This window comes from Desulfonispora thiosulfatigenes DSM 11270 (assembly GCF_900176035.1).
Classification (GTDB): domain Bacteria; phylum Bacillota; class Peptococcia; order Peptococcales; family Desulfonisporaceae; genus Desulfonispora; species Desulfonispora thiosulfatigenes.
In genome coordinates this window covers 298,679-312,234 of the sequence record NZ_FWWT01000022.1, presented here as the reverse complement: position 1 = coordinate 312,234, position 13,556 = coordinate 298,679, and the positions used below count along the sequence as shown (strand labels likewise).

Below are 13,556 nucleotides of genomic sequence, written 5' to 3'. Positions count from 1 at the left end.
TTAACACCTCCATAGTATTTCTCTATTGTATAATTTTTTTCTAGTTACTGCAACTCACCTTTTAAAATCCATGTTTGAGCTTCAGTTATTAATACAGGTACAATTTTACCTATTAACTCATCATCTCCAGAAAATATTACATTTTTCGCACTTTCTGTTCTTCCGGAAAGCATTTGGTCATTATTCTTACTATGTCCCTCTACTAAAACTTCATACACTTTGTTTAGATATTGTTCACTTTTTTCTCTACTGTGTTCGTTGATTATTTGATTTAAGGTTTGTAATCGTTCTTTTTTTATAGCTAATGGTATTTGATCTGGGAAATTTGCAGCTGGTGTTCCTTTTCGTGGTGAATATACAAAAGTATATGCACTATCAAATTTTACCTTTTTAACTAAATTTAAAGTTTCCAGGAAATCCTCATCTGTTTCGCCGGGAAATCCTACTATTATATCTGTAGTTATTGTAGCATTAGGATTGAACTTTCTAATATTATCCACTAATTTTAGATAAGTCTCTTGTGTATAACCTCTATTCATCTTTGCTAAAATTTTATCACTACCTGCTTGTACTGGTAAATGAAAATGCTGACAAACCTTTTCACATTTAGCGATTGTTTTAATTAATTTTAAATTAAAGTCACGAGGATGCGAGGTCATATATCTAATTCTTTTTAAACCTTCTATTTCATTTATATCACTAATTAAATCTGAAAAATCATACTCAATCTCTGTAAAATCTTTGCCATAAGAGTTTACATTTTGCCCAAGTAGCATTATCTCAACTACTCCATCATTAACCATATCTCTTATTTCTTTTAAAATATACTCTGATTGTCTGCTTCTTTCTCTGCCTCTAACATAGGGAACTATACAATATGTGCAAAAATTATTACAACCATAGGTTATATTGACTAAAGCTTTGTAAGAAAATTTGTTTTTATATGGCAAGTTCTCAATTATCTCTTTTTCTTGGTCCCACACTAAAACATAGTTTTGTTTTTCTGCCCATATTTTTTTAACCACATCAGGAAGTTCATGAATATTATGAGTACCTAAAATAAAGTCTACATAAGGTAATGAACGCATAATTTCTTTGGCCTTCTCTTCTTGCTGAGCCATACAACCACATACCCCGATAATTAAATGAGGGTTATTATTTTTAAATTTTTTTAACTCCCCAATTTGACTAAGCGCCTTACTTTCTGCCTTTTCTCGGATACAACATGTATTAATTAAAATAATATCGGCCTTTTCTATACTAGCACTAGGACTATATGATAACTGTTCGAGCATTCCTGCTAAAATTTCTGTATCTCTTTCATTCATTTGACAGCCAAAAGTTTGAATATAATAAGTTTGTGCGTGTTCTTCAATTTCAAAATTATTACCGTTTTGCATTACTGAACCTCCAAATCTATTACCAGATTAAATATACAATATCTACCGATAAACTTATTTTATAATTTAACAAGTACTTAAATATATACTAATTTTCATTATAACACATAATGATTTTTTAAAAAAACCCCTCTATTTCAATATTACCTGGGAAATATATACATATTCCTGTCTTGCTTTAACTATTATCAACATTCTATTTTTGCATTAAAAAAAGGGCTATTAAGCCCTAAAAATTATTTTCTATTAGAAAGACTGCACATATTTTCAAATTAGCTTCCTGTATCCATCCGTTCTCTAATTGCCTTTAAAGCTTGTCTTTCAATACGGGAAACTTGAACCTGTGACAAACCAACAATTTTAGCAACTTCATTTTGAGTTTTGTCTTTTAAAAATCGCAAAACTAATATTTGTCTTTCTTTGATAGGAAGACTTGTCAGGACTTCATTTAAAATGATTTGATCAAACCATTGTTCACCCGATGTTTTTTCATCTGATAATTGATCTAAAACATAAATTGGGTCACCATCATCTTGATACAAAGTTTCGTGAATTGAAGTAGGGGACTGCACAGCATCTAAGGCAGTTACTATATCTTCAATCTTTAAATCTAATACTTCTGCTATTTCACTAATTTTAGGGTCTCTGTTTAATTTAGCAGTTAATTCCTCTCGACATTTATGTACTTTATACGAAATTTCCTTATAAGATCGGCTTACTTTAATTGTACTATCGTCCCTTAGAAATCTGCGAATTTCTCCAACTATCATAGGAACAGCATAAGTTGAAAATTTGACATTATAACTAGAATCAAATTTGTCTATAGCCTTTATTAAACCAATAGTACCGATCTGAAACAAATCTTCACTTTCATATCCCCTATTAAAAAATCTTTGTACCATATTAAAAACAAGACGTAAATTACAATTTACTAATCTGTCTCTTGCGTATTCATCTCCACTTTGAGCCTTTGCTATTAGCATTTTCATTTCATCATCTTTAAGTACTGGGAATCTCGGTAAATTCATCTCAGACAGTCGTGTATTCATATATTATTCCTTACTTAGCCATTAAGGCGCATGAACTATCGCTTATTATTTTTTTTCTTAAACTTACTTTTGTGCCTTGATCTAAGCTTGAATTTACACTAACAGAGTCCATAAATGATTTCATGAAAGCAAAACCAAGTCCCATTCTTTCCGGAATAGTTGAAAACATTGGAGTCATTGCTTCCTCCACATTTTCTATACCTATACCAGAGTCTTCAATTGTAATGTCTAATATTCCATCTTTGATAAATACCTCTAGCTTTACCATTCCATCAGGCTTATTTTGGTAACCATGAATAATGGAATTGGACACAGCCTCTGAAACAGCAACCTTTACTTCTTCTAAATCATTTAAAGTAGTATCAATTTGAGCTACTAAACTTGCAATTAATACCCTCGCTAAAGATACGTTTTCAGGTAAACTCGAAAATTCTATTTTTACATGATTCATTGTTTTTTCAGTCATTTTACTTATGCCTCCTTCCTTTCTAATCCATATTCTTCAGAAGTTAAAACAGGGATTATTTTCATTATTCCAGATAATTCTAATATTCTATATACTGAAGGTATAGCTCCAAAAATGGACATCTTTCCCCCTTGTTGCTGAATAATCTTGTACCTTCCTAAAATAGCACCTAATCCTGAACTATCAATAAAACTAACCATTGATAAATCTAAAATTAAACTCTTTATCGGTTTATTCTGTAACACTTTATCGACAGATTCACTAAATTCCTTAGCTACAACTAAATCTAATTCGCCACTTACCTTTACAATTAAACTATTTTTTTTAATTTTAATCGCTATCAAGTCTAACTCCTCCTTATTTTCTACATGCTATATTATTCTCTAAAGATAATGCAATTCCTTCCAATAATTGTAAAAAGTAATGTCGAATTACTTGTTTCTTTGTCTACATGGTTTGTACAAAAAAAACTTGGCAAAATTTAATTTACCAAGTTTAATAAATAATGCTTATTTAAATGCTTTTTTCCAATAATCATCAATAATACTTTCCCCATAACCAACTCCAGGAACTGCCCATCTTCCATTTAAATCATTCCAATTAGTTGCTACTCCTCTATTTACATAGCTAAACCGAGGATCTAGCAGCTCTTTACCTTTTGGTAGATCATCTTTTGTTACATATGCATAAAGATGCTGGATGTGTGCTTCTACTCCGTACTCAGGCTTTTTAAAGGTAAGTCCATGATAACCTTTTAAAAACTGAACTTTATTTATGTCCATTGTGTCTTTACCTTTTAAAGTTTCCTCACCTGTTAATGGGCTTCCTGTAGCCCATAATCCACAATAATTATTTTGAAAAGGTTGTACCTGTCCTGTAAATTGGAAGTATCCTGTTTCCTTTAAAGCCTGGCAGTATGCTAAGTCACCACGTATACCATACTCTTTCCCAATTTCAAGATAAAGATCTACAACATCTGGAAATGGCTCAAATGGTCTACCTTGACTTTCCATTTTAACTTTCATTCTATCTTCTTCTCTTTTAACTAATCTTTTCAACTGTTCAGATGTTGCTATTGCCGGACCCTTAATTGAAATAATTTCAGTTTTACTTTCTTCTTTAATTGGTTCTTTTGGCTCTTCTTTGGGTTCTTCTTTAGGTTCATCCTGCGGTTCTGCTTTTTTAGTTGTTAAAGCAATAACTCCTTTATCAAAAAGAACATCACAATCTAAATTTTCTGCTACAATTCGTAAAGGAATCATTGTACGTCCTTTTTCGCTTATGTAAACCTGTCCATCTTTATCGGTAATATTAATAACTTGATTATCAATTAATATTCTTATTTTGCCAGAGGTATTAGGTGGAACATTAGCTAAATCTAATTTTTTAGACTTTTGAATAAAGACTTGATTGTCAAACCAATTAACCTCAGCGCCTAAATTTTCACTAATGATTCTAAGTGGTACATATGTACGATCATTTTTAATAACTGGCTTTTCTTCTTTTTGAGTAAACTGAATTACTTTACTATTAATAAGTATATGCTTAGGACTTTCAGACGCGAAAGATATGTTCTGAAAAATGCAAAATAAAAATACGATTAATAACAGTGATACAAAAGGTCCTTTAATACTACGTAATCTTAAAATGAAATATCACCCTTTCAGATATGATAATATTATGAATATTTTTATTATTGAACCTCCTTTGATTACCATTTAACCCTATTGTAAATAAAAAAACAATATTTTTCTATATCAATTTCTATATTACTAATAAATTATACTAATCTAAACAATTTTCATACTTTACTAATCCTTTATGATACTCTTTTATCCCTTATTAATTTTGCTGCTTTAAATTTACTTAATATTTCGCTCCTCTTTAATTACAAATATTTTACTTTTTTCTAACCATTTTAGAAAGCTTTCTGTGATCTTATTTTTTTCGTTACAATAAACCTTAATAGTTCCTTCTACAGGTGAAAACTCAATAATTAATTCTTCTTTCTTATTGGTTAAAAACCAACCTTCTATTTTTTCTTTATCTACTTTTAATTCATAATTGGGTTTACCAAAAATTCCTTCTATTATTTTTAACAATCTAAAATAATTATTAACCCTTAAATCTAAGAATTCATTTATTGTACCTAGTTTGTACTTATTAAAAGAAAGGGGCTTATAGAATTGATTCATGATTAGTTACCTTTTTAGTTTGATATTATTCTATATGTATTATGAAATAGCCAAGTTAATACCAACTAATAAAAAAATCGCACCTTAGGTGCGAAATTATAGTTTATGATTTTAAAATTCCAAGGCCCTGTAACAAAACAAGGAAAATAACTATTGGCGCGATATATTTAACTAAAAAGCCCCATAGAGGTAACCAAGAATATCTATATTTGCCATTATTGCTTAGCTCTGTTATAGCATTATTGGTTTTCCAAATATACGCTGTAAATATACATACACAAATGCCCCCAATTGGCATAAGTATATTTGAAGCAAAAAAGTCCATTAAATCAAAAAACACTTTGGGTTTTTGACCCGGAAGTTTAAATAAAAATTCACTCCAAATCCCTTGTGACAAGGAAGAGGGAATTCCCCAGATAAATGCAAGTACTCCGCTAATTATTGCAGCCTTTTTTCGTGTCCACTTTAATTGATCTTTAATAAAGGCAACTAAAACTTCTAAAAGTGATATAGCAGAAGTTAAAGCAGCTATGCTTAAAAGTATAAAAAAGATTATTTCAAAAAAGTGTCCAAAAGGCATTTTAGAAAATACAGCTGGTAAAACCATAAAAATAAGGCCAGGGCCACCGCTAGGACTCATACCAGTTGCAAAAACTGCTGGAAATATAGCAAGTCCTGCTAAAACAGCAACTAATATACCTAAAGCAATTATCATAAAGGCAGCCGAAGGAATATTAGATCTTTTATTTAAATAACTACCATAAGTTATCATTGCGCCAACACCTAAACTTAAAGAGAAAAAAGCTTGCCCTAAGGCAGATAATACTACAGTACTATTTATTTTTGAAAAATCCGGACTTAAAAAGAATTTAACACCTTCCATAGAACCTTCTAAAGTTAAACTTCTAACTATGATTAAAAGGAGAATTGCAAATAGAGCTGGCATTAAGACTTTACTCCATTTTTCTATTCCAGATTGAACACCTGCTACAACAATAATTACAGTGATAATCATAAATATACTTTGCCAAATAATTGGCTCTACCGGATTACTAATAAAATTACTAAAAAAACCACTATATTCAGTTAATTGTAGTCCAGCTAAACTGCCAATCACAGACTTAAAAATATAAGCTAAAGTCCACCCAGCAACCACAGAATAAAAAGATAGAATTATAAAGGAAGCTAAAACTCCAATAGCCCCAACTAACCACCATTTTTTACCTGGTGCTATTTTTTTAAAGGTTCCTACAGCATCTTGCTGAGAATTTCTACCTAAAGCATGTTCACATAACATTACTGTAAATCCTAGTAAAAGGGCACAGATTAAGTAGATAAATAAAAATACTGCTCCTCCACTTTCTCCAGCAACGTATGGAAACTTCCATATGTTTCCTAGTCCTACAGCTGAGCCTGCAGCAGCCATAATAAAACCAAAACTAGAGCCCCAACTTTCACGTTTAGTATAATTAATATTCTTGCTCAAATTCGATCCCCCTTAGGTAAGTTTAAAACAACAATATCAATTATACATAGATTTCCTAACATAAACAACAATACGAATATTATGATAGACTTTTAATCCAATCAAAAGTATCATTTTCTTTTCCATATTGTAACTTCGTAATAAAATCATATAATTTATGAGCGATACTATCAGATTCAAAATCTTTTAGCTCCATTTTTTTATCTTTATATTGAAGGATACCTACTGGAGAGATAACAGCAGCTGTACCAGTACCAAATGCTTCTTCTAATAATTCATTATCGAAAGCTTCCACTACTTCATCTATAGAAATTTTTCTTTCATTTACAGTTAATCCCCAACTTTTTAATACCTTAATTACTGAATCTCTAGTTATCCCTGGTAAAATACTTCCATTTAAAGCAGGCGTAATAATTTCCCCATTAATCTTAAAGAAAATATTCATTGTACCTACTTCTTCAACATATTTAAGGTTTACACCATCTAACCATAATACTTGAGAAAATCCTTTACTCTTAGCTTCTTGAGCAGCTAATAAACTAGCAGCATAATTAGCCATAGTTTTAGCTTCTCCTAAACCTCCAGCTACTGCTCTTACAAATTTATCTTCCACTAAAATTTTAACTGGCTTTAATCCTTCTGGATAATAAGCTCCAACTGGGGATAAAATTATAAATAATTTATATTTATGAGATGGTCTAACCCCTAAGAAAGACTCCGTTGCTACGATGTATGGCCTTATATATAAAGAAGTTCCTTCCTTAGTGGGAATCCATTCAGATTCTAATTCGATTAATTTATTTAAACACTCTAAGACAAAATCCACATCAATCTGAGGTATACATAATCTCTCTGCAGATCTATTTAAACGCAAGAAATTATCTCTAGGTCTAAATAGTTGTACTAGTCCATCATTTGTCTTATAAGCTTTCATACCTTCAAATATACCTTGACCATAATGTAATATTGCAGATGCTGGATCTACAAGCATAGGTTGATATGGTTCTATTACAGGATTATGCCATCCTTTACCCTCTTCATAATCAAGTACAAACATATGGTCTGTGAATATCGTGCCAAAATCTCCTACCTGTTCAGGTTTATCTTTAAGCGTAGTGCTTTTTATAATTTTAAGTTCTTGCATTACTATTCCTCCTATAACAATATAGTATAATACAATTGATTTTTAATACTATTATATAATAGTTTCAATTAAATATAAATATGTTTATACTAATTATCTTCCAAGATTGTCTAGAAAGCGTAATACAGAATTTTTTTCGATTAAAACGCTTAAAGATTTTTTTTCTGTGTAAACGTGTAATATTATTAAAAAGGCTAAGATTACCATCTTTATTGATAAATTAAAGTTTAAAATAAGGCTAATTCCACACGAAATCCCCAGTAAATTTGAACCAGTATCACCAAGCATAGCTCTTTGCTTTAAATCTAAAGGAAAATAAGCTATTAAAGCAAAAAGAAATACCAATAGAAGTGGCTGGTTTAAGGGGTAATTAATTAAAATTATAGCAGCAATAAGTAAATATACCTTGATAGCTCGTCCTGGTCTTAAATCTAACAAATTAAAACTATTCGTAGTTAAGATTAAAATGAAAAGGTTTAGAATAAATAATACAAAGCTTTCGGATACTTTTAAGCTATAAAATAAACTAACAAGAGAAATTACAAAAGCCTTTAAAGCGCCCGTAGTTAAGGTACCTTCCGTAAAAAAAAGTTTTAAATGACCTTTTAATCCTTTAACCTTTGTTTCACCAATAATATCATCAATAAATCCTACTAAAACTGTGACTGTTAAAATAAATAAAGTTAAATAATTTATATCCATATTATTTAGGCTAAACTGATTAATTAATAAATAAGATGGAATTATTCCTAAAAACAAGGTTAAACCCATTCCTACTGGAATATCTTTACCTTCAAAGTTAGCACGAACTGCACCGCATCTAATTAACATATTTGCAATAAATACGGAACTTATTTTAGTAAGTATAAAAGCTAACAAATAAATTAGAAATATTTTCATTTTTTCCAACCCTTTATTAAAATAGATATAAATACATCTTTAAATTGCTTTCCCCTATGTATTATCCCTGATAAATCCCGACCTGTTTCAGCATGTGATAAATTAGTTTCTACCTCTATAATCTTATATCCCTTTTTTGCTGATTTTATAGTCATTTCAACCTCTAAACCAAATCTAGGTGAAAAAGGAACTAAGTCTAATAGTGTATCCTTAGACATAACTCTCTGACCTGATAAAGGGGCTTTAAACACTTGCTTAGTTCTAACCTTTAATCCAAAGGTCGCAAGCTTTTTAACTAAGCCAAAACCCCCTTTTCTTTTTGCAGGTGGAAATATTGCGACACTGATATCGGCCTTATTATTAATTATTGGGGTAATTAATAAATTAATATCCTCTGCGCTTTTTCCTAAATCGGCATCTACAAGGGCAACATACTTTCCATTAACATATCTTGATCCTGTATTAATAGCATCCCCTTTTCCTAAATTAGTAGGTTGAGAAATAACTTTAATATCTAAACCTTGCGCGATTTCCTTTGTCCTATCTTTAGATCCATCATCAATTACGATAATTTCTGTAATAGCCTCTATTTTTTTCAAAGCTAAGATAGTGTCCTTGATGTTTTTTTCTTCATTAAATGCTGGAACTAATGCTGAAATATTTTTAGATTCCACAAATAACCCTTCCTTTTTTTTAAACCGGATTTAAGATTGTACTAAAGCCTTTAGCATCAATTAATTTATTTCCTATCTTTAATCTTACTAAAAATGTACTCCCCATCCCATTACGCCCTTTTTCCATAAAATCTATCATATTTGTATGTGTTCCAATAGCAATAATCTTTTCAGCTCCTTTTTCGTAAGCTAAAAGCATCGCTATATCCTCACTTGTTCCTGGGGCAGCAAAGGTAATATAGTCTAGGCCTAGTGCTTTTAATCTTTGTATTCCTGGAGCACTGCCATTAGTATAAGCATGTACTATGCGCTCACAATTAAGGCATAGTGCCTCATCGCTAACGCTATCCATATCACCTACAATTAAATCTGGTTTAAGACCAATTTCTAAAATAGCATCGGCGCCACCATCAACACCAATTAAAAGGGGTCGATTTTCCTTGATATATTCTTTCATGGATAATAAATCATTTTTATACCCTTTTCCTCTGATTACCACAACTACCTGTTTACCTTTAATATTTGTCCTTATCGTGGGATATTCTAATTCGCTTAAAAATATATCTTTTTCTTTCACAGCATAATATAAAGTATTATTTAAAAATTTACATAATTGTTCATTAGAGTTTTCTTGTGCAATCTTCATATTTTGAGTTAAATTTTTATCAGTAATTAATCTTCCCTTAGCAAATACATCATGATTTATAAAAATCAAATTACCTTTAATCGTAATTTCATCTCCCTCAGCTAAGTGAGATATAAGATTATTACCAAGACAATCTATGTGTGGGATTCCAGCTGCTAAGAGAATTTTTGGTCCCCCATTTGTATAAAGTTCTGATAAAGAATTATCTGTGTTTAAAACAGCTTTTACTCGTGCTTCCACTAAGGACTCAGCAGCAATTTCATCTAAATCCCGATGACTAATTATCGCAATTTGACCTGGAAGTATTCTCTTCACTAAATTTTTGGTTTTTTTATCGATAACTACTGAACCTTTTATTAGCATAAGTCACACCTCAAAATTTATACTCACAAATAGTATGGTATAAATCACTAGCTATCATACTTAAAATAATGAATTAAAAAAAATCCTATCTTAAATACTTAAAAAGTAGATAAGATAGAATTAAAATTTTGTTATAATTTATTTAATTTGTGGTTGCTTTTTAATGTTTAAATTTATAGTACTGCTTTGTCCATTTAGCTCTACAGTATTAATAATAGAAACACCTTTTTCGGCAACTTCATTACTTGAAAGGTTTGGAGTAATGTTATAAATAAGAAGATATTCTGGTGCAAATTCACGATTTGGTATATTAATATCGTATTTATTACCATTTTTAGTGAAATGAATTTTTTCAGGAGCAGATATCATATTTCCGCTTACATTATAAATAGTCACTTCTTTTAAATCAAGTTTAGCTTTATTCTCTTTATCTAAGATTAAGGTCATTTTTTGTGGTACAAGTAAATTCGAGCTGAATAAAACACCCACTTTTGTTTCAAAATTATTAACAATATCTAGCTTATCTTTATCTAATTTTTGAATTTTATTATTTTTAAGAAGTACTAGGCAGTGATCTAGGATAGTACTAATATTTTTTGCATTAGTAGCACCAATATTACCTGCACTATCTTTTGCCTTAACTATGATTTCTTTACCGTGCCATTCAGGTTTTAAGTCAATGGTAAAAGTTGTATCATTTTCTTCTATAACAGGTTGAGTAAATATCTCATTCAATGCAACTTGGTCTCCTTGGTTTTTACTACCATCCGTTATTACACCATCATTGTTTAAATCTACTTCCACACTAGTAAAGATAATCTTTTCTTCTGGGTTAACACTTACTTGTAACTTACTATAATCGTCAGTGTATTTTGCTGTTAAATTAGGGGCAATTGCATCAAGACTAGGATTAAAGCTTAAACTTGCCATATTTCCATGCTCATTAGTAACTATTACTTGCACAGTATTAATCCCATCTTTAAACATAGTTTCATTGGGTGTTTTATATTTACCTTGATCAGTATATTGGTTTTTGATAATTTCCTTATTATTTGCTCTTATTGAAGTAATTGTCGAATTGTTTTCTGTTCGTAAATTTATTTTTACAGGTCTTTCATTTATTTGTTTATTAGGATTAAAATAATCCCTACTCTCTAAAGATAAATAAATAAGTGGAACTGTTTCCGTCGTTACATTTGAGGAATTATCCGTTGCTTTTATGGTTAGATAATCTTTGTCTTTGGTAATTGAATTTTTAAGGAAATCTAGAGAAAATTCCTCTTTTCCTTTAGTTGTAAAAGTCTTAATTTCTTTTGTATCATTTAATACTTTGATAGTTGCTGCTTCATCTACAGAAACAGTTAACTTATACTTAGACGATTCAGTTGGGTGATCCTCTATTACTGCTATAATTTCTGGGGGATCAGTTTCATATACATTAATGATTAAGGTTGAAAAAGCTTTTATTTCATTTGTACCATCTAAATCTTTATAAGTGAAAGAATTAACTTTTAAAGGAAATTCGCCTATGGTCTTAGCCTTTAAAGTAATCGAAAACTCAATTGGTTCAGCTTCAAAAAAGCTTTTATCATCATTTAGTTTATAAGATATACTGCCTATATTTCCAGTTACTTCTTGACCATTTATTTCTAAACCTTCTGATACATTAATAATACTAAAACTATCAGGTATTGTTTCAGCAAACTTTACACCATGTATAGGTAAATCACTATTAATTTCATCAGCTAGTTGTTGATATACTTCATCTAAGGCATTACCATCTACTGCTTTTATAAAAGTTCCACCAGCACTAGTAGCAATGTTTTTAAGTTCTGTACCATCTGCATCATTACTAAATGCAATCATAAAGGAATTAATAGAGTGCTGTCCTTCTTTTATTAAATCCTGTGCAACTTTACGGGCATATTCTTTACCGTTAGAAGAATCGTTATGAGAATTAATATAATACGAAGAATTTTTACCTAAATAGTATTTATATACACGTTTGAACCAGTCCAAATACCATGATGTATATGAATAAAAGGTAGGTTCTCCATCTGTCATTAAAATAATATATTTACGTGTATTCTTCTCTGAACTTTCAAACTTATAGTAAGCTTTGCGTAATCCATCTCCTATATTAGTACCTCCAACAGACTCTAATTTATTAATCTCACCCATCAAAGTGTTAATATTTGACATTTCCGCAAAATTTTGATTGTCAAAGGTTACATCTTTAGCTTTACTTGAATATGGAACTAGGGCAATTTTTACCCGATTATCATCTTTAAATTTACTAACAAAGTTTTGAGCAACTAATTTCATTACGTCAATTTTATACTCGGATTTATTATTGAATATAATCTTGTTCTTGCTTTTATCATTTTCATCTTTACCCATACTCCCTGATGTATCCATAACCAGCACAATTTCTTTATCTTGCAAATACGATTCAGGGATAATTTGAGAAGCTTGAATAGGTTGGGGCTGGATCTTATAATCGATAGTAAATTCTTCACCTTTTTTTACAGCATTATTTTTATTATCTACTTGTCGTAATAAACTAATTGGTGCTTTACCTAGAGTAGCTTCAGCTGCACTTGTTAAAATCGGGGTAAAGCTACTTAAGAGCATAAAACATGTTAAAGTAAAAGCTATTGTCTTTAAAAAAACTCTCTTACTCTTATTCATTTTTTTCCTCCCCTTTTATTTAATTTTATTTCTAAAATAAATTTCATTTTCAATCTCTACTTTTGATTCCTTTACTTCACTAACTACCTTAATACCTAGTCCTATAATATTATTATGTTTATCTTTTAGTTCTTTGTACTGTACTGAAATAATATTAGTCGCATAAACCGTGGGAGAAAGGTGGTTTTGATTTTGATTCACTGCATACATTAACTTTTTTTGAGCTTTATCAAAAACAAATTGGTTATATTCATCACCCGTTTTTAAGGTTAGTTTTTCTAATTCTATAAATTCTAAATTGCTATTTTCTGAATTTATATCGGCTATTTCTGTTGCCCACATAATGGGTTCAATAAATTTACTTATTGCAATTTGGGCTTGGTTCTGAACTTCGATTTGATCATTTGACATACTAAATGTTTGGTAACTAGAAAGAAAAAACGAAAAGATAGCAAGTGTCACCGTTCCAGTAAGTGCTAAAGTAAGTATCAGTTCTAAAAGGGTAAAACCTTTAATTTTATGAGTATTTATCATATATTAAG

At 30.2% G+C, this 13,556-nt stretch carries 13 protein-coding genes; all 13 read right to left on the bottom strand.

Features of this window, described 5'->3' with window-relative positions:
- Positions 1-44 precede the first annotated feature (44 nt).
- The 13 genes from miaB to B8965_RS10360 all read right to left on the bottom strand — a co-directional run bounded on the left by miaB (position 45) and on the right by B8965_RS10360 (position 13,548).
- On the bottom strand, positions 45-1,400 hold the full coding sequence (miaB, locus tag B8965_RS10420; RefSeq protein WP_084054131.1) for a tRNA (N6-isopentenyl adenosine(37)-C2)-methylthiotransferase MiaB: 1,356 nt from the start codon (positions 1,398-1,400) through the stop codon (positions 45-47).
- 272 nt (positions 1,401-1,672) lie between these two features.
- Positions 1,673-2,449 carry an RNA polymerase sporulation sigma factor SigF gene (sigF, locus tag B8965_RS10415; RefSeq protein WP_084054130.1) on the bottom strand — a complete coding sequence of 259 codons (777 nt, stop codon included), beginning with the start codon at positions 2,447-2,449 and terminating at the stop codon, positions 1,673-1,675.
- Between the two features lie 10 nt (positions 2,450-2,459).
- Positions 2,460-2,915 (bottom strand): anti-sigma F factor, encoded by a 456-nt coding sequence (spoIIAB, locus tag B8965_RS10410; protein ID WP_144015905.1) that lies wholly within the window; start codon positions 2,913-2,915, stop codon positions 2,460-2,462.
- A gap of 5 nt (positions 2,916-2,920) precedes the next feature.
- Positions 2,921-3,259 (bottom strand): STAS domain-containing protein, encoded by a 339-nt coding sequence (locus B8965_RS10405; protein ID WP_084054129.1) that lies wholly within the window; start codon positions 3,257-3,259, stop codon positions 2,921-2,923.
- A gap of 165 nt (positions 3,260-3,424) precedes the next feature.
- A complete protein-coding gene (locus B8965_RS10400) occupies positions 3,425-4,435 on the bottom strand; it encodes a stalk domain-containing protein (RefSeq protein ID WP_423237179.1) in 1,011 nt (336 codons plus the stop codon).
- Between the two features lie 342 nt (positions 4,436-4,777).
- Positions 4,778-5,110 carry a hypothetical protein gene (locus B8965_RS10395; protein WP_084054128.1) on the bottom strand — a complete coding sequence of 111 codons (333 nt, stop codon included), beginning with the start codon at positions 5,108-5,110 and terminating at the stop codon, positions 4,778-4,780.
- A 103-nt stretch (positions 5,111-5,213) separates the two neighbouring features.
- Positions 5,214-6,596, bottom strand: a complete 1,383-nt coding sequence (locus B8965_RS10390; protein WP_242941979.1) for a sodium-dependent transporter — start codon at positions 6,594-6,596, stop codon at positions 5,214-5,216.
- Between the two features lie 79 nt (positions 6,597-6,675).
- On the bottom strand, positions 6,676-7,740 hold the full coding sequence (locus B8965_RS10385; RefSeq protein WP_084054127.1) for a branched-chain amino acid aminotransferase: 1,065 nt from the start codon (positions 7,738-7,740) through the stop codon (positions 6,676-6,678).
- 93 nt (positions 7,741-7,833) lie between these two features.
- Positions 7,834-8,640, bottom strand: a complete 807-nt coding sequence (locus tag B8965_RS10380) for a hypothetical protein (protein ID WP_084054126.1) — start codon at positions 8,638-8,640, stop codon at positions 7,834-7,836.
- Positions 8,637-9,314, bottom strand: coding sequence for a glycosyltransferase family 2 protein (locus tag B8965_RS10375; protein ID WP_084054125.1), 678 nt, complete (start codon positions 9,312-9,314; stop codon positions 8,637-8,639). Before B8965_RS10375 ends, B8965_RS10380 begins: the two co-directional genes overlap by 4 nt.
- A 19-nt stretch (positions 9,315-9,333) precedes the next feature.
- Positions 9,334-10,323, bottom strand: coding sequence for a putative cytokinetic ring protein SteA (gene steA / locus B8965_RS10370; RefSeq protein WP_084054124.1), 990 nt, complete (start codon positions 10,321-10,323; stop codon positions 9,334-9,336).
- Between the two features lie 138 nt (positions 10,324-10,461).
- Positions 10,462-13,014: a vWA domain-containing protein gene (locus tag B8965_RS10365; protein ID WP_084054123.1), complete on the bottom strand. Its 2,553-nt coding sequence runs from the start codon at positions 13,012-13,014 to the stop codon at positions 10,462-10,464.
- Between the two features lie 15 nt (positions 13,015-13,029).
- Complete coding sequence (locus tag B8965_RS10360; RefSeq protein ID WP_084054122.1) at positions 13,030-13,548, bottom strand: hypothetical protein; 519 nt, start codon at positions 13,546-13,548, stop codon at positions 13,030-13,032.
- Between the last annotated feature and the right edge of the window lie 8 nt (positions 13,549-13,556).